Origin of the sequence: Capnocytophaga sp. oral taxon 338 str. F0234 (genome assembly GCF_000192225.1) — a bacterium.
GTDB lineage: Bacteria > Bacteroidota > Bacteroidia > Flavobacteriales > Flavobacteriaceae > Capnocytophaga.
Genome location: NZ_GL872413.1, coordinates 22315 through 39063, shown reverse-complemented (window position 1 = coordinate 39063; position 16749 = coordinate 22315). Strand labels below are relative to the sequence as shown.

Below are 16749 nucleotides of genomic sequence, written 5' to 3'. Positions count from 1 at the left end.
CCTTACTCGAAATCTATACCAAAAAATTTAACTTACTAACGGAACTTACAACACTTAATCTGCTCGGTTAAGTGCTCAAGAGCTATTACCTTTACAAGTGGTTTCTTTGACGTAGAGATAGGTTAAAAATTGCAAGGCAAAAGGGCATTAGTATAAAAATAATTTCGTATTTTTGTCAGTCGTCTTCCTCTTGCCTTTGGTCGGGCTTCGAGCTAAGCAAAACGGGATGCCCGGTGCCTTTTATCTAAAGAAACAAATAGGGGAAGCCGAAAACCTTTCAGAGCAGGCGATATTTTAAATATAATATAATTATGAGTATCAAATTAAATGACATTTTAAATTTTAGTCAGGAAGAATTGAAAAACACTAAAATTAAATTCAATCTGATGTTTGCAGGAAACTGGAATCCTATTGAGATTTTTAAAAATAGCGACATGAAAACCCTCTTGGAAGGACAATACTGGAACTATTCAAAACAAAAAATCTTCAAAGAAGGACAAACTACCATTGGTTTTATTCGTATCAAAGATGATTTGTGGTTACTCTTCCATATAGGAAAAGTTACTAAGGATCTGAATGTTTTCAATGGAGTTGGTTATAAACATGAGGAGCTTTCAGAGTATAGAAAATACTTCGGAAGATTGATCGTTAAGTATAAAAATACTTCTCAAAATCTGGCACGTCATGCCATACCTTTAATTGACGAATGTGAAGTATATGAGATATTGCCCGATATTTTTGACAATGATATTTTTCCAGGTTATGATAGTGTAAATCTGTCTTGGAGCGATTTATCACGTGTGTTGGCAAAAGATTCATGGAAGACTGCTCTACAAAACCAAAAAGGAGTTTATCTGATTACTGATACCTCTAATGGGAAAATGTATGTGGGCTCCGCCTATGGAGAGAGAATGCTTTTAGGAAGATGGGAGGATTATGCGAAAACAGGAAATGGAGGGAATAAAGAATTGAAAGAACTATCTTTTGACCATATAAAGCAGTATTTCAGATATTCTATCTTGGATATTTTCAAAAGTACTATAAAAGATGAGCTTATCATAAGTAGAGAATCTTGGTGGAAGGAGGTTTTACTCACACGAAATTTTGGGTATAATAAGAACTAAAATCATACTCCGACTTATTATAGTTATAGTCAAAAAACTAAAAATTTCCCTAACTCCCTACCAAGTTAGGGGAATTTTCATTACCTTTGCCCTTAGCTTAAATAAATCATTATGAGAATATGTATCCTTAGTTTCTTTTTCTTCTTCTGCTGTACGGCTTTGGCACAAGAGTTGATGGTTACAGGTGAGTTCAAGCCGGAGTATCGCACGATTAACCTCTATGGCAATATCCGAAAAGCACTCTTTGTATTAGAGAAAGGTAATGTATATTTTCTTGAGGATAGCGCCTATTTCCTTAAGCTCAGCCCCTTGGATGCTAAGAGGTTGGGGACTTCTCATATCTTGTTAATTCCTCTCTTTGGGAACAAAATTACCTACAAGTACGATATCCCTATTTCTTTTGAGATACTCCCGATTACTAATGCGCCTTATGTCTATTATACTAAGAAAGCCTTCTATACCGATGAGCAAGGCAGGAAAATAACCCTCTCTTATCCTGAAGAACTGCCCTTATCCCCTATGGAGAAAATCAAAAAAGGAATCCCTATCTACTATGAAGAGATTAACAATAGAGATGACTTTCGGGATATCCCCCAGTGGATAGAAGCTTTGTCTAGCAAACAAGAAGTAACTACCATAGGAATAATGCATTGGGACGGAGTGGATAAGGATGGGAAAATGGTCGGAGGTTCCGAGGAATTTAAGGAACAAGAGCTAATGAGTGAGTTAGCCCAAGAAAAGTTAAGCTCACTAAGCTATTTTCTAAAAAGTATTGTTCCCTTACCCAAGAAGCCTACCCAAGAAGCTTGGCGGAAATGGTGGCAACGGTTCCAAAACTACTCCTTTCCCTTGGTCAAACACCTACCTGCTCATATAGAAACTTTTCAGGAATTTATTGACAGCTATAGGCTCTATGCTTTGGACAAAGAGACTCAGAAAGTATATAACCTTGCCAAAGGAACTGAGTATTATCCAGGACAAGAACTCTTGGTGTTTGATGTTCAAAATGACAAAGTAGAACGAGGACGTATCTATTCAGAAAAGCAGCCTGATGCTACTGCTTTTGTGACTTTTTATGCTCAAAATGATACACTATATACGCTTAATAGTCATTTTGTCTGGGCAAAATATGTTCCTAAAAGGGTAAATGATTCCCTCTTCTACCAGCAGATAGCCTCTGCTGATGTCGCCCCTGAGCCTAACAGGTCTTATCGTGAGGTTTATTATCAAGATATTGAATATGAAATAGTACAGTGCTACACCACTGCTGAATGTATGTATTTCCTTGTCCAAAAAAAAGATACAAATGAGTTTCAAGTGATGACACTCGATACTAAAACAGGTAAGATAGAGGGGAAGATACCGCTCAACCCTTTACTGGACAATCCTAAGCAGTTAGAGTACCACACACAAGATATTGCCACAGGAGCGACAGATAACTTTGTATTTCAGTTGAAAACAGAAAAGGGGGTCTATTTTCTAAAGTGCAATACTACCAAGCTACTTGAAAAGACTCTTTTAGGAAAGGAATTTGAGTGGGGAACTACTTATCTAAGCTGGGGAAAAAAACAGTATTATGGAGATATGGATGCCAATGATACTTTTGACTTCTACTCTATTGCCTCTCCTTCGCAAAAGCACAGTGTATCTTCGCCGGATGATATCTATGACACCCGAATTATGGAGCAGGACGAAGAGTCTGTTGTGGCTTTTTATGAGTATTATGATGGCTTTTTCAGCGGGCTAAAGATGCAACGCCTTGACAAAGATACACACGCCCTGAAGGGAGAAAGCTCTTTGTTATACCAGTATTTTCCTGTGGAAGAGCTTTCAAGCGTAAATACGCCAAGTTGCCTAAAAGCCTTTAAAATCAATGGACAATGGCATGTCTTTTTTGCTAAAGAAAAGGGATATTACTGGGTGAAGGTCAAATAATGTAAGTCTTTTCTAAATTTCATGAGTATAAAGAATTTTTTAGGGTCAATAATAAAAAAACAAATAGCTATAGATGTCAGCAACTCAGGGCTGCTCATCAATAACGAACTCCTGTTAGAGTTTTCCCTGTCTCGCCTTACAGAAGCCTTGGGCAAACCTCGGATAACTTCCATAACCGATGAGGATTCTCCTTATAGCGCTATGTACCTATGGGACAGCTTGGGACTTTATGCCTTTGAGAAAAAGGACGGAACCCTAGCCACGCTTGCCTGTAGGGTACTGGAGGATAAGGATTGGCAGCGTAGGGTAACCTTTGATTACTTTGCCCTGCGCCCAAAGGGACTCTTTACGGGGGACTTTACCATAGCAGGAAAATCTCCTTTGTCCTATATCTCCAAAGAGCAAAGTATGGATTCGTTTGGTCTTGATATAGTGTTAGATAGTTGGAATGTGAGTTGTCTCTATACCGAAAGGCTAAGTGAGGCGCTTGAAGACCTTTCTAAGAAAGCGATAGCGGGGCGCGTAGCACAAGAGGCGATGCCTTTTCGTGATTACGAGCTGAGCTATATCCCTAACGAAGTTCCTTCAAGTAAGGAAAAAGATCCCAACAAGTGGGCTTTTCCTCTAATAGAAGGAAAATGTGTGCAGTTTAAGAGCTTTAATTTTAAATTGGCAGTTGTACAGGAGCTGATGTATGTCCAAGAGGTGCTAAAACCCAAGTTTGACGTATATGATTTCTGTGAAAACTATACCGAGCGTGACATAGACCCAGAGGACTATTACTTTGAAGTCATTCCTGAGGTAAAGAAATGGTTTATGGATTTGCCCATTCCCGCTTCCTTGGCGGCTTTGGTTACAGAACTCTATTTTGATGGGGGCAATGAAGTATATGCACAGTTGATACCTTTTTGGGACGGAGAGGACGATGTGTTTGACATCGAATCACTTACCGAGGAGGATATCTCTCAGGTGCCTAATCTAAAAACCATTGACGGCACAGCTATTCTTATGTCCGAGCAGGTGAAGGACTTATGTAAGAGCAAAGGAATATCATTCACCAATTAGTTCATTATTCACTATTCACTTTTCGCTATTCACTATTCTTATGAGAACACTTGTTATAGGTGACATACATGGTGCTTATGCGGCGCTGCTTGAGGTCTTGGAACGAGCACAAGTTACTCCCGATGACCTACTGATTTTCTTAGGAGACTATGCCGATAGGGGCAAGCATACCCCAGAGGTCTTGGGCAAGCTTATTGCCCTGCAACAAACTCACCAAGTGATTTATCTAAGAGGAAATCACGATGCCTTATGCTGCGATTTCCTCTTAGGCAAACCCATGTCTGAACTTTGGCGCTCTCATGGGGGCAAGGCTACCGAAGAGGCTTATAAGCACTACTCTAAGGAGGATAAGCAATTACATATTGACTTCCTTCAATCACTTAGAAATTATCTCTTAGACGGGCAAAATCGTCTGTTCTTACATGCTGGCTTTACCGATCAAGGAGGTGTGGAGCAGGAGTTTTTTATAGAGAATTTCTACTGGGACAGAACCCTCTGGGAAGTAGCTCTCGCAACCCCTGAGGATATGGAGCCTACTAACAGATACTTTCCTAAGCGACTCACCCTATATAAAGAAATCTATATTGGGCATACTCCTACTCTTCGCTATGGTACTGACCAGCCTATGATGTGCCACAATGTGTGGAACTTAGATACTGGAGCAGGCGCTACAGGGCGACTCACCCTTATGGATATTGATACCAAGAAATTCTGGCAGAGTGACCCTGTAATGAGTTTTTATCCTGAAAAAGAAATATTTGATTAGGAATTCTCTAAAATTTTATTAATTAGGAGATGTATCCAATTTCTGAAACGAGGACATTTCTCCATAAGAGGTTCTATTCCTATTTTGGTGGCAATGCTATTTCCATCAATGATTTTTTCATATTTTAAACCATATTTTTCAAAAATAGCAATAATGCGTTTGGAAGGAGCTGTATGGGGGCTATCATTTATATCTTCAGGGTTATCATAGCGTGTAATAATACGGCTTATATCCTCTACAATAGAAGGATTGTTGAACAGGTGAAAACCCTTAATAGAAGAAAAGAGTAAAGCCTCAAATTCATGTAACTGAATGTAAGGAATAAAATTTTTTACCTCAATTCCTTTATTTCTTAGGTCATCTTTGATTCCTTGTTCTATAAGTTCCACTCCCTTTGTAGGACTGGATTGTCTTTGTTTAGCTTCCTGATAGTTAGGAAAATTATGACTTTCTAAAATACCATAATAATCAAAGAAAGTGGTAAGTATTTTTTCTTTATCTCTTAGATGATTTCTTAGTTCAATAAATAATTTTGAATAGTTGGTAATACCTCCACCGGTGTATTTTAGGGTACTGAAAGAAATGTAACTACCTGTTTTTGAAAGAATATAAGGGGACAGAATATTTTTGAAGACACTCAATTCAGTTTGTCCCTCTACAATACAATGGATTCTTTTCATAATCAGTAAGGTTGTCCGTTAATAATGTTTTTCTCCCAGAGTTCGCCTAAAGAGAAATCCTTTATCCAGTAGGAGAGTTCATGAGTGTTCAATCTGTTGAAGACAGATTGGTTTACATTCCTATCTACAGTAATAATATCTTCCACCTTAAAATTGGAAACTAAAGGTACGGATTGTGTTGAGATAATAACCTGACTCTTAACGGAAGCTTTCCGGATAAGTCCAGCAAGCACATTGATAGCAAAAGGATGCAAGCCTAATTCAGGTTCATCAATGATAATCACCTTAGGGAGTTCAGGTTGCATAAGTAAGGTGGCTAAAGCAACAAATCGTAAAGTTCCATCAGAGAAATGAGTACTGTTGAAAGGAATATCAGGGGATTGCTGTGCTCTCCATTCCAGCTGGATAATGCTATCATTTAACCTATCAGGATGTAGGTCAAACCTTTCAAAATAAGGAGCTACTGTTTTTATAACCGCTTCTATCTGTTCAAAGTGGAAAGGATGTTTCTCCTGCAGGTAATACAAGAAAGAAGGCAAATTGCCACCATCATCTCGCAGAGAAAGATTGTCGGTAAGTAAAGAAGACTTTCGCAAAGGGGCATTTTCACTAGTATCATGGAAGTGATAATTCTTAAATGCTCGCATATAACCACCTACATATTGAGCTATATCTTGTTGTCTATCTTTTAGTACACTCTCTCTGCTATTTGTACTTAGATTTTTTCTTTCATTATTGAAAAAGATGTTTTCATAATCAATAAAAAGAGTACCATCAGAGGTGGGAGATAACTGACATTCGTAGGCATTGGTATGGCTGAATTCTATCTTAAGATAGATGTGTTGTGTGGTTTTGCTACCAAAGTATAATAGATTCTCAGCTCCTTTCCTTCGTGAATAGTTTCCTAAACGTTTCTCGTAAAGATTGTTTAAGAACTTGAAAAAAGAAATAAAATTTGATTTTCCAGCACCATTGGCTCCTATAAGTGTATTGATAGGATTTAGAGGGAGTGCTATCTTTTTGATAGATTTGAATCCTTCTATGTGTATGCTATTAATCATAAGTTCTTTGTGATTTTAAATGATGACAGATTTGCCGCAAATATACATCCTTTTTACCACTTAAACCTTTCTAATTTGTTAATTATCAAATATCAACTATTAATTATTAGTTAATTATTTTGTTGCTTGTAATGAGCCATTACTTAAATCTATTATAACTGAAAAATAGAAACTTATTTTAATTGAAAAAAGTATTTAGTAGATACTGATAATGAATATCTTGGAAAAAAATTTGACTTTTGCTTTTTATTGTTGTACCTTTGCCTCTTATAAATATTTAATAGAAATGGATACCATAGAGAAAAACATACAACAAGTACAAGAACGCATTAACAAAGCTTGTGAGACAGCTGGTAGAGATCCCAAGGAAGTAAAACTCCTTTTGGCTACCAAAACAGTAACCCCTGAACGTATTAGGCAGGCTTTTGCTGCAGGTTATACTCTTATTGCTGAAAATAAAGTACAGGAACTCAAAGAAAAGTATGAAGCTCTAAAATCAGTCCCTCATATTAACCATTTTATAGGTCATCTGCAGACTAATAAGATAAAGGATATCCTCAAGTATGAGGTTAGTTGTGTAGAATCCCTTGATCGTTATGATTTAGCAGAGAAGCTCCATCAAAAACTTTCTCAGATAGGTAAGCAAATGGATGTTTTTATCCAGGTGAATACCTCCGCAGAAGAAAGCAAATTTGGAGTAGCTCCAGAAAATGTTTTGGAACTGGTGAAGCAAGTAGCTCAATTCCCCACCTTACATATCAGAGGGCTGATGACCATTGGACTTTTCAGTGCTGAGCAGGAAAAAGTGCGTAAATGTTTCCAGTTACTTAAGAATATCCAACAGCAGATAATTACTTTAAATCTCCCAGATGTACAACCTAAAGAACTTTCTATGGGCATGAGTGGAGATTTCGAAATTGCTATCGCTGAGGGAGCTACCATTGTTCGGGTGGGGACAGCCATCTTTGGACAGCGTATTTATCCAGATAGCTACTATTGGAATGAGAAGCAAGCTTAAGACCTAACTTATGTACTATATAGATGTTGCTCTTCCCTTGCCTCTTCGGCAGGCTTTTACCTATGAGGTTAATGAGGAACAAGCTTCTTTCCTTCAAGCGGGAATGAGGGTAGTGGTACCTTTCGGAAAGTCTAAAATCTATACGGGAATTGCCCTCAAAATACACCAGAATACACCAGCTTATCCCACTAAATCTATTGAATTTATCTTAGATGAGGCTCCTATACTCTCCCAAAGACAACTACAGCTATTCTCATGGATAAGTGCCTATTACCTAAGTACTTTTGGAGAGGTCCTGAAGATGGGGATGCCCTCATCCTTGCTCTTGGAGAGTGAGACTATTATAGAGAAAACAGAACAGCTTGTTGCGACACAATCTCTTTCGGATGATGAATTTCTTGTATATGAGGCACTGGAGCATGCTTCTTCTCTCACCGCAAAGGAAGTAGGAAAGATACTCCAAAAGAAAAATCCTATAGGAGTACTTAAGTCTCTCTTAGAGAAAGGAATTATTCGCCTTAGTGAAAAAATTTTTGAAAAATATCAACCAAAACTCAAAAAATATCTTCGTCTTACTCAAAAGTATCAGAAGAAGGAAGTCTTGAATGCTCTGTTAGAAGGCGATTCTCTTAAATCCAGAGCACAGCAAAAGCTCCTATGGGCATTTGTTACCTTACGCTCTCAGAAAGAAACACTTATTACTCCTGAGCTTCTTTTACAGAAGGCAGAGGTGAGTGCTACTGTACTTAAGAAATTAGTGAGTTTAGGTGTTTTAGAGGTCTATACTGATGTCATAGATAGGGTTTCTTTTGCATCTGATAGTGAAGTTTTGGATTTAAGCCTTGCTCAGAAAAAGGCTTTTGCTGAAATTGAACAACAATTCCGAGAAAAAAATACGGTGCTACTTCAAGGGGTAGCGTCCTCTGGGAAAACATTGCTATATAGCAAACTTATTGAACAAACCCTTGCCCAAGGAAAAGAAGTACTCTATTTGGTACCAGAGGTGGGGCTCAGTGTACAACTGATGAATCGCTTGGAACACTTCTTTGGAGATAGTATGAGTGTATATCATAATAAATATTCTGCTCACGAGCGGGTAGAGGTATGGAATAACGTACTTGCTCAAAAGAAAAAAGCACAATTTGTTCTTGGGGTAAGAGCGGCGGTATGCTTGCCTTTTAAGCGTTTAGGACTCATTATTGTAGATGAGGAACATGACCCTTCCTATAAACAAACAGAAATATCTCCGCGTTTTCAGGTACGTGATACTGCCCTTATGCTCTCTCATTTACATGGGGCAAAAACACTTTTAGGTTCAGCCACTCCCTCTGCAGAGAGCTATCATAATGTTCAAATAGGAAAATATGGATTTGTGCAATTGTTAGAGCGCTTCTTGGGAGAGTTACCACCCCTTGTGGAACTGGTAGATTTAAAAGAAAAGACTAAAAAAAAGGAAATGCAAGGACACTTTTCTGATGCCCTTTTACAAGCTATTGAGGAAAATCTTATACTACATAAGCAGATAATTTTATTACAAAATAGGCGAGGCTATTCTCCTTATCTGCAATGTGATATTTGTGATGTTATTCCTCAATGTCCTAATTGTGATGTCTCTCTAACCTATCATCAACTTCAAAATCAACTGTGTTGTCATTACTGTGGTTATACCATTGCCAAACCTGTGAGTTGTCCTGCTTGTGGAACATGTAATTCATTAAGAACAAAAGGATTAGGAACGGAAAAAGTAGAGGAGGAATTATTACAATTTTTTCCTAAAGCTCGGATTGACCGTATGGATATGGATACTACTAAGGGGAAGTATGGCTTTGAGAAAATTATACATAGGTTTGAGCACAGAGAAACAGATATACTCATAGGAACACAAATGGTAAGTAAGGGATTGGACTTTCCTGAAGTGGGTTTGGTAGGAATTATGAATGCAGACCTATTTTTGTATCAACCTGATTTCCGTGCCAAAGAACGATGCTTTGAGCTTCTTTCTCATATTGCAGGGCGTGCAGGAAGAAGAGAATTTCAAGGGAAAGTACTGATTCAAACTTATAATCCCTTTCAAGAAATATTGCAGCAAGTAAAGGAGGGAGATTATCAAAAAATGATTACTCAGCAGCTCGAGGAGCGATATGATTTTCACTATCCACCCTTCTACCGCTTAATCCGCATTGCTCTTAAGCACAAGGAATTTGAGCGAATTAACCAAGCAGGGCAATGGTTTGCTGATTCCTTGAGAGGAGGGCTTTCTCTGTATGAAATAGAAGTCTTAGGAGCAGAATTCCCTTCTATATCCCGTATTCGTAATGAATATATTAAACACATTCTCTTAAAAATACCTCCTAAAGTGGCATTATCTTTGATAAAGGACTATATATTACGTGTGGAACAAAGTTTCTTTTCCATAGCAAATTTTCGTTCTGTACAACTTTTGTATAATGTGGATATTTAGATTTTTAATTTATGAAAAGGTTGACTTTTGTTTTTGCTTTCTGTACTTTCACACTGGGATTCTCTCAAAATATTATAGGTGAACGTTGGAAGATTGATCATCTTATTGGGAATAGTGAGGAAGAAGTGGATGTATATGAACTGAGTGAAATGCCTAAAGGAAAATCTGCAGGTTACTATGTGGAATTCAAGAATAACAATACATTTCATAGCTCCTATTATGCCCCTTGTGGAAATGACTGCTTTACTTCCACTACAGGAACCTATAAGAAGGTGGGAAATCATTATCTCAATATATTTGTCTATCGTCTTACACAAAATGGGGAATGTAAGGATAATAAATTATTGAACAAAAGTTTAGGTAATTATTATATCTATTTTTCGCCTACTGGAGTGATTCGCCTTATTAAAAGTACAGGGAATCTTAGTAGGGATAGGGAAAAAGCACAGGATTCTGAGCGATTAAATAATTTCTCTTCATTCATGGAAGATAAGATTACTCATCAATCACATTTTTCTTTGATAGAGAATTTAGAGACTCCTATTAAAATAGTTACCCAAAAATATGCTAAGGAAATACTTAAACTTACTGATTATATAGTATGCTTGAATAGTACTACACCCAGCGATTGGCGAGTTATCCTAATAAAAGACAACGCTACGGGTAAGTATTATTATGTGATAGAGGAATATATTTCTGTAAAAGGGGAAGTTAAGAAAGCTCTATTCCATTTTTCTGAAGATCAGGTGTCTGGATCTAAGAAATAATATGATAGATTACACTACTTTCCCTATGGTATTCTCCCGAGCAAGCACGATAAGCAGGTCTTCCTTATCCAGTTGTACATTTGGATCAGGGGTTACATTCATTTTCCCATCAGAGTGCTTAATAGCCAATATATTTATCTCATATTTGTGGCGTAGGTTTAGTTCCATAAGAGATTTTCCTATATAACTTTTTGGAATTTTTACTTCATAGATAAAATAATCCTCAGAGAACTTAAAGTAATCAATGATAGTAGGGTGTAATATAGAATAGGCAATTTTTTCTCCCATGGACTCTTCTGGAAATACCACTTGTGTAGCTCCAATTTTTTCTAATACTCTTCCTTGTGTATGGTTTACAGCCTTACAAATAATTTCTCTCAGCCCCAATTCTTTCAAATGTAAGGTGATGAGGATACTTGCCTGTATATTATCTCCTACACTTATGAAAGCCATATCAAAGTCATCTTTTACTACATTTTTCAGAGCAACTTCATCGGTAGCATCAAGAATTACGGCTTCATCTATAATGCCTTCATTAAGAGCTTGCTTGATGAGTTCTTCATTGGAATCAATAGCCAATACAGTGGATTTGTTCTTATAGAGTGTTTTGGCTACTGACTTACCAAATTCTCCTAAACCTATTACTAAAAAATTTTTCATAATGTTATCCAATTAGTATATTTTCTTTGGGATATCTGTAATTTCCTTTGTCTCGTTCACGAGAAAAGGCTAAAGCTATGGTAAGGGGTCCTACCCTACCTAAGAACATGGTGATGAGCAAAATAATTTGAGAGCTGAGGCTCAATGAGTGTGTAACCCCCATAGAAAGGCCACAGGTTGAAAAAGCTGACATTATCTCAAAAAGTATTTTTATAGTATCTTTATCTGAATCAAAACTGATCATAAGAATAGCCATCGTAAGTATGTATAAGAAAGCGATAAAAACTAAGGTGGATGCCTTATTGAATAACTGCCAAGAGATTCTTCTTTTGGAGTATTCTATGTATCGTCTGTTAAGCAAGGAAGCACGTACTCCCAAGCATAGAATACCGAAGGTAGTTGTTTTTATTCCACTTCCTGTTGAATTTGGGGAGGCTCCAATGAACATAAATACAATACAAAGAATAGCAGTAGCTCCTGAAATTCCCTCTATAGGAATAGTATTGAATCCGGCTGTTCGTAAGGTAGCCGAGTGGAAAAAACTTATTAGAATTCTGCCTCCAAAGGACTCATTTGTCAACTCTCCTGTATAATGGTATTCTAGAATGAAAAATAAGAAAGTACCTACCCCAAGAAGAATAAGAGTAATAAGCATAGAAAATTTAGAATTGACACTTATTTTTCTTCTTTTCCCTGTTACATATTCAAAAAGTTCTATAATAGAGGTGAATCCTAATCCTCCAAGGATAATTAATAGTGCTATAATAATATTCATATAAATATGAAAAGTATAGCCTTCTAAATTATGAGGGAAAAGAGAGATACCAGCATTACAAAAAGCAGATACTGAATGGAAGATTCCATAAAAGAGAGCCTTATGCCAGGGAAATTCTTTTATAAAAACAAAAAAAAGCAATACAGCTCCTATAGCTTCTATAAGGAGAACTACAAAAACTACTTTTTTGATATGTAAATAGAGGTCTATTTTTGCTTCATGGTTAAGTCCTTCAGATACTAAGCGCTTGGTGTAAAAACTGATTTTTTTGGATATCAATAGGATAATTACAGAGGAGAGAGTTAGGATTCCTAAACCACCTAATTGAATAAGCAATAATACTATAACTTCCCCATAGGTAGAGAAGGTACTATGTACATCACAAATGGTAAGCCCCGTTACTGTTACTGCAGAAGTAGCTGTAAAGAGAGCTTCAATGAAAGTGAATCCTTTATCACTGATATGAGTGAAAGGCATCATTAGAAGGATAGTGCCAACAAATATTAGTGAGAGGAAAGAAAGGATAATAAGAGTATAGGGAGAATAGTTCCGTAGCATAATTTTTTTAAAATAAAAAGACTATCCAACCTTGCCGTTGAACAGCCTTTGTGACCGCGAGAGGCTTCGAACCCCCAACCCTCAGAGCCGAAATCTGATATTCTATCCAGTTGAACTACGCGGCCTTTTTGTAAAACAATATAATTATGATAATACTTTCTTTACTATGGAAGCGATAAGCTTACCATCAGCTTTGCCCGAAAGCTCTTTGCTTGCTTCTCCCATGACTTTTCCCATATCTTTCATGCTTGAAGCTCCTACACGGGCAACAATTTCTTTAATAAGCGCCTCTACTTTTTCCTCAGAGAGTTGTTCAGGCAGGAATTTGGAGATAATTTCCGCTTGGGCAAGTTCAGGAGCTGCTAAATCTTCTCTTCCTTGCTTCTGATAGAGGTCTGCACTCTCTTTACGTTGTTTCACCAAGCGTTGTAAGAGCTTTATTTCTTCATCTTCAGAGATCGTATCTCCTGCTTTAGCTTCTGTTTTAGCAAGCAATATAGCCGATTTTATAGCGCGTAAGGAATCCAATGCAATGGTATCCTTTGCTTTCATTGCCTCCTTAAGGGCTTCCATTATTTTTGACTCTAAACTCATAACCTTATGATAGTTAAAAGTGAATGATCTGTCACTACTCAATAAGAGTAGTTTTTAACTTTTATTTCAAAGTGCAAAGTTACATCTTTTTTTGAGATTGAAAAAATCTTTTTTGCAAAACTCTCTTAATTTATTTTTGTTCTTTTCTTTCTCATGCTCATTTCAGAGGGTATTCTACAATTTCCATTTGGGAGATGTTCCCTTGAGAAATCTCAAAGCGAAGCATAGTACGGCTTTTCTGTGCTCCATACTTACCAACGGCTCCTGGATTAAGGTGTAGGAGTTGGTATTTCTTATCGTAAATGACTTTAAGAATATGGGAATGTCCACAAATGAAGATATTTGGTTTCTCCTCCTTCAGAAGTTCAGGAATTCCTTTAGCATAATGAGTAGGATATCCTCCAATGTGGATCATAAGCACTTTCATACCTTCACACTCAAAAAGTTGTTTTTCGGGGAAGAGGCTGCGTATTTCAGTACTATCAATATTTCCATATACGCCCCGCAAGGGTTTTAAGGTCTGGATTTGCTCGGCAACAATAACGGAACCAAAATCACCAGCATGCCATACCTCGTCTGCCCAGCGGACATGTTCTAAGATAGCTTTATCTATGTAGCTATGAGTATCAGATAAGAGCAGTATCTTCATAAGGTTAGATTTCTATTCTTTCCATAGTCATAGAGCGGGAACCCTTAACAAGAAAAAAAGTATTAACAAAATGTTGTTGTGCTAAATAAGCATTCACTTCCTCTAAGGTATGGAATTTGAGAAAATTAGTTTGTGTATTCCAGAAATTCTCTCCTACCAGAAGTACAGCTTCCCATGGATAAAGAGCTATGTCATTTACCAATTGCTGATGTTCGGCGGGACTATAATCTCCTAATTCCTTCATATCTCCTAAAATAAGTATCTTATTAGCAGAAGGAATTTCTTTGAAAGCTTCTATGGCAGCGTGCATACTGCTTGGGTTAGCATTATAGGCATCCATAAGTATTTTGTTGCCATGAGCCTTTTCTACAAACTGAGAACGATTATTAGTGGGGATATATCCTTCAATACCATGAATAATGGCTTCCTTAGTAAGTTTAAAGTAATTACCTATACAGATGGCTGCTGCTACATTCATAGCATTATATTTGCCTATAAGATGGGTTTGAATATTAGACTCCTCCCAGTGAAGTTTTACCAATAGGCTTTCCTTATAAAGAGAGAGTTGTAGGTTAGCTTTCTTATTTCCTTCCATAGAAAAAGAGTAAGTGTTTGAATAACCATTCAGCAAACGAACCTGAATCTCATTATCTTGGCAAAAGAAAATGCGTTTATTATCTTTTTTTAAATAATTATATAGTTCACTTTTGGCTTGGATAACTCCTTCAAAAGAACCAAAACCCTCTAAATGGGCACGTCCAAAGTTGGTGATATAGCCAAAATCAGGTTCAGCAATTCGGCAGAGTTGTGCTATTTCTCCAGGATGGTTAGCCCCCATCTCTACTATAGCTATATCAGTTTCAGGAGTGAGCCGTAATAGAGTGAGGGGGACTCCTAGATGATTATTGAAATTACCTTCTGTTTTTAGGGTACGGAAGGACTGATTCAGTACACTATATATCAACTCCTTTGTAGTCGTTTTCCCATTACTTCCTGTAAGAGCAATAATAGGTGTTGCCAAATAGTGGCGATGATAGAGTGCTAATTCTTGTAATGTTTTAAGAGTATCCTCCACTAAGATGGCTTGTGGAAGATAACTCCATTTTTTGTCATTGGTAACTACATATCTGGCACCTTTTTCTATCGCTATAGGAACAAACTCATTACCATTAAAACGTTCTCCTTGAAGGCAAAAGAAGAGCATATCGGTTAAATCCTTGCGAGTATCAGTAGCAACGCCTTTACATTCTTTAAATTTTTTGTATAAAGTATTCATTTATATTTGAATAAGAAATAGGGTTATGTAAGTGTTTGATAATTATAAATGTAGATTATTGTATCAGTATTCTTGTATGGTTTTATATATGGAAAAACGATTGGGAGCCTTAGAAAGATATTCAGGGGAAAAAATAGAAACAAAATTTCCACCAAGTTCTTGGGTTTGTTGCTTTATTTTCTCTATTTTATAGAACATCTCTTTAGGACATTGTTTGTCTATCTGTTGCCAATGGAGTACACAGGTATGTACCAATATAGGAATCTGTACTTCCAATCGTATATCATAGAAAATATAAGGGGTACAGGTACCTGAACGAAAACCAAGATGTGTAGGGTAACACATAGTATAATCCTCCTTGAATTCTGAGTCAGCTAAGTTACGGTAAAGTTCAGGTAGGGGGAGTAGGTTATTATTGGAACGAAAACGACGTACAGGACGGTTGATGATATTAATCATGCGTTCTCGTTCTTTAGAAAGAATTTCCTGATGGAAAATAGCATCATAAGAGCCTAATACAGAGACGATAGCGTAGTCAGCAACATGTTTTATAAGATATTTATATTTTACATTATTGTAGGAAAGTCCTTGATCATAGTAATTATAGTCACCTAAAAGGAAAAAGAAAGTAGGATGTAGTTTCTTTTCTTCAAAATAAGCGATGAGTGCTTCATAGAAATCGTAAGGGTCTTTTCTCTTGCCTATTACAACCCTAATAAGTTGGCGTAAGGGCGTCCATTGTAAGGTAAAAAAGTAAGCAATTCCTCTTAAGAGTGTACGTAAGATTCCTTTATGCTTGTATTTGAAAGCCTTGGCGACTTCTATGACGGAGATAGTAGCTCCTTCACCAGATGCAAATTCAAGGTTAGGATATTTCTCTTGCAGAGCTTTCTTGAGACGGCTCACCCATATATCTACAATGGGAATCTCTAAGAAATGGTATTGATAACCTATACTATTTGTAGCTGTAAAAGGCTGTGTTGGGTTCTTTTCATGATGCAGATATTCCTCATAACGTGTAAGTAAAAAGAAAGAAGCTGAAAGGATGTCAAAGGGCAGCGAACCCTTTTTGGTAGCAAAGAAATAAGGGATACCTTCCCATTCTTCCATTAAAAGTTCTATAGGTTGGACACCTTTTTGAAAAAGTAATCCAAAATTCTTGATGAAGAATTCACTTCCAATAGGTGATTTAGCATAGGAAAGTTTACTCTCGTCGGATTTAACGAAAGTCTCTAAATCGGTGGTAATTTCTATAGAGAGCCCCAGCATATTTATAAAGATATGCTCACAGATGTACATAAAACGGGGGCTTTTCTTTTCAGTGTAAATGAGTAACATATCAGTATATTTGGGCAAAGGT

The 16749-nt window shown here is 37.0% G+C and carries 15 protein-coding genes and 1 tRNA gene; 7 read left to right on the top strand and 9 right to left on the bottom strand.

Annotated elements, in window-relative coordinates; all coding sequences use genetic code 11:
- The first annotated feature begins 311 nt into the window (after window positions 1-311).
- From HMPREF9071_RS00160 to HMPREF9071_RS00145, 4 genes are all read left to right on the top strand, one after another.
- A complete protein-coding gene (locus HMPREF9071_RS00160) occupies window positions 312-1124 on the top strand; it encodes a GIY-YIG nuclease family protein (RefSeq protein ID WP_009401245.1) in 813 nt (270 codons plus the stop codon).
- A 111-nt stretch (window positions 1125-1235) separates the two neighbouring features.
- Window positions 1236-3059 (top strand): hypothetical protein, encoded by a 1824-nt coding sequence (locus tag HMPREF9071_RS00155; RefSeq protein ID WP_040357855.1) that lies wholly within the window; start codon window positions 1236-1238, stop codon window positions 3057-3059.
- Window positions 3060-3080: 21 nt separating this feature from the next.
- Window positions 3081-4124 carry a hypothetical protein gene (locus tag HMPREF9071_RS00150; protein WP_009401243.1) on the top strand — a complete coding sequence of 348 codons (1044 nt, stop codon included), beginning with the start codon at window positions 3081-3083 and terminating at the stop codon, window positions 4122-4124.
- 40 nt (window positions 4125-4164) lie between these two features.
- Window positions 4165-4890, top strand: coding sequence for a metallophosphoesterase family protein (locus HMPREF9071_RS00145; protein WP_009401242.1), 726 nt, complete (start codon window positions 4165-4167; stop codon window positions 4888-4890).
- Here HMPREF9071_RS00145 and HMPREF9071_RS00140 read toward each other — a convergent pair.
- Entirely contained in the window at window positions 4887-5570 is a 684-nt protein-coding gene (locus HMPREF9071_RS00140) for a DUF4276 family protein (RefSeq protein WP_009401241.1), read from the bottom strand. The genes HMPREF9071_RS00145 and HMPREF9071_RS00140 overlap by 4 nt on opposite strands.
- A gap of 2 nt (window positions 5571-5572) precedes the next feature.
- Window positions 5573-6631 (bottom strand): AAA family ATPase, encoded by a 1059-nt coding sequence (locus tag HMPREF9071_RS00135; RefSeq protein WP_009401240.1) that lies wholly within the window; start codon window positions 6629-6631, stop codon window positions 5573-5575.
- A 286-nt stretch (window positions 6632-6917) separates the two neighbouring features.
- Here HMPREF9071_RS00135 and HMPREF9071_RS00130 point away from each other — a divergent pair, with 286 nt between their 5' ends.
- The 3 genes from HMPREF9071_RS00130 to HMPREF9071_RS00120 are packed head-to-tail and all read left to right on the top strand — an operon-like array spanning window position 6918 to window position 10877.
- Window positions 6918-7649 (top strand): YggS family pyridoxal phosphate-dependent enzyme, encoded by a 732-nt coding sequence (locus HMPREF9071_RS00130; protein WP_040358116.1) that lies wholly within the window; start codon window positions 6918-6920, stop codon window positions 7647-7649.
- A 10-nt stretch (window positions 7650-7659) separates the two neighbouring features.
- Window positions 7660-10110 carry a primosomal protein N' gene (gene priA / locus HMPREF9071_RS00125; RefSeq protein WP_009401238.1) on the top strand — a complete coding sequence of 817 codons (2451 nt, stop codon included), beginning with the start codon at window positions 7660-7662 and terminating at the stop codon, window positions 10108-10110.
- Between the two features lie 11 nt (window positions 10111-10121).
- Window positions 10122-10877, top strand: coding sequence for a lipocalin family protein (locus HMPREF9071_RS00120; RefSeq protein ID WP_009401237.1), 756 nt, complete (start codon window positions 10122-10124; stop codon window positions 10875-10877).
- Between the two features lie 9 nt (window positions 10878-10886).
- Here HMPREF9071_RS00120 and HMPREF9071_RS00115 read toward each other — a convergent pair whose 3' ends face one another.
- The 7 genes from HMPREF9071_RS00115 to HMPREF9071_RS00085 all read right to left on the bottom strand — a co-directional run bounded on the left by HMPREF9071_RS00115 (window position 10887) and on the right by HMPREF9071_RS00085 (window position 16727).
- Window positions 10887-11537 carry a TrkA family potassium uptake protein gene (locus tag HMPREF9071_RS00115; RefSeq protein ID WP_040358114.1) on the bottom strand — a complete coding sequence of 217 codons (651 nt, stop codon included), beginning with the start codon at window positions 11535-11537 and terminating at the stop codon, window positions 10887-10889.
- A 4-nt stretch (window positions 11538-11541) separates the two neighbouring features.
- Entirely contained in the window at window positions 11542-12870 is a 1329-nt protein-coding gene (locus tag HMPREF9071_RS00110; RefSeq protein WP_009401235.1) for a TrkH family potassium uptake protein, read from the bottom strand.
- Between the two features lie 51 nt (window positions 12871-12921).
- Window positions 12922-12995 (bottom strand) — tRNA-Arg (locus HMPREF9071_RS00105).
- 19 nt (window positions 12996-13014) lie between these two features.
- Window positions 13015-13464 (bottom strand): GatB/YqeY domain-containing protein, encoded by a 450-nt coding sequence (locus HMPREF9071_RS00100; RefSeq protein WP_009401234.1) that lies wholly within the window; start codon window positions 13462-13464, stop codon window positions 13015-13017.
- 157 nt (window positions 13465-13621) lie between these two features.
- Window positions 13622-14113 (bottom strand): metallophosphoesterase, encoded by a 492-nt coding sequence (locus HMPREF9071_RS00095; RefSeq protein WP_009401233.1) that lies wholly within the window; start codon window positions 14111-14113, stop codon window positions 13622-13624.
- 4 nt (window positions 14114-14117) lie between these two features.
- Complete coding sequence (murF, locus tag HMPREF9071_RS00090) at window positions 14118-15389, bottom strand: UDP-N-acetylmuramoyl-tripeptide--D-alanyl-D-alanine ligase (RefSeq protein ID WP_009401232.1); 1272 nt, start codon at window positions 15387-15389, stop codon at window positions 14118-14120.
- A 63-nt stretch (window positions 15390-15452) separates the two neighbouring features.
- A complete protein-coding gene (locus HMPREF9071_RS00085; protein WP_040357854.1) occupies window positions 15453-16727 on the bottom strand; it encodes a polysaccharide deacetylase family protein in 1275 nt (424 codons plus the stop codon).
- Window positions 16728-16749: the final 22 nt, after the last annotated feature.

Excerpts from the sequence above, each read along its gene's own strand:
- HMPREF9071_RS00160 (WP_009401245.1), top strand. The coding sequence starts at position 312 with ATGAGTATCAAATTAAATGACATTTTAAATTTTAGTCAGGAAGAATTG.
- HMPREF9071_RS00155 (WP_040357855.1), top strand. The coding sequence starts at position 1,236 with ATGAGAATATGTATCCTTAGTTTCTTTTTCTTCTTCTGCTGTACGGCT.
- HMPREF9071_RS00150 (WP_009401243.1), top strand. The coding sequence starts at position 3,081 with ATGAGTATAAAGAATTTTTTAGGGTCAATAATAAAAAAACAAATAGCT.
- HMPREF9071_RS00145 (WP_009401242.1), top strand. The coding sequence starts at position 4,165 with ATGAGAACACTTGTTATAGGTGACATACATGGTGCTTATGCGGCGCTG.
- HMPREF9071_RS00140 (WP_009401241.1), bottom strand. The coding sequence starts at position 5,570 with ATGAAAAGAATCCATTGTATTGTAGAGGGACAAACTGAATTGAGTGTC.
- HMPREF9071_RS00135 (WP_009401240.1), bottom strand. The coding sequence starts at position 6,631 with ATGATTAATAGCATACACATAGAAGGATTCAAATCTATCAAAAAGATA.
- HMPREF9071_RS00130 (WP_040358116.1), top strand. The coding sequence starts at position 6,918 with ATGGATACCATAGAGAAAAACATACAACAAGTACAAGAACGCATTAAC.
- priA (WP_009401238.1), top strand. The coding sequence starts at position 7,660 with ATGTACTATATAGATGTTGCTCTTCCCTTGCCTCTTCGGCAGGCTTTT.
- HMPREF9071_RS00120 (WP_009401237.1), top strand. The coding sequence starts at position 10,122 with ATGAAAAGGTTGACTTTTGTTTTTGCTTTCTGTACTTTCACACTGGGA.
- HMPREF9071_RS00115 (WP_040358114.1), bottom strand. The coding sequence starts at position 11,537 with ATGAAAAATTTTTTAGTAATAGGTTTAGGAGAATTTGGTAAGTCAGTA.
- HMPREF9071_RS00110 (WP_009401235.1), bottom strand. The coding sequence starts at position 12,870 with ATGCTACGGAACTATTCTCCCTATACTCTTATTATCCTTTCTTTCCTC.
- HMPREF9071_RS00100 (WP_009401234.1), bottom strand. The coding sequence starts at position 13,464 with ATGAGTTTAGAGTCAAAAATAATGGAAGCCCTTAAGGAGGCAATGAAA.
- HMPREF9071_RS00095 (WP_009401233.1), bottom strand. The coding sequence starts at position 14,113 with ATGAAGATACTGCTCTTATCTGATACTCATAGCTACATAGATAAAGCT.
- murF (WP_009401232.1), bottom strand. The coding sequence starts at position 15,389 with ATGAATACTTTATACAAAAAATTTAAAGAATGTAAAGGCGTTGCTACT.
- HMPREF9071_RS00085 (WP_040357854.1), bottom strand. The coding sequence starts at position 16,727 with ATGTTACTCATTTACACTGAAAAGAAAAGCCCCCGTTTTATGTACATC.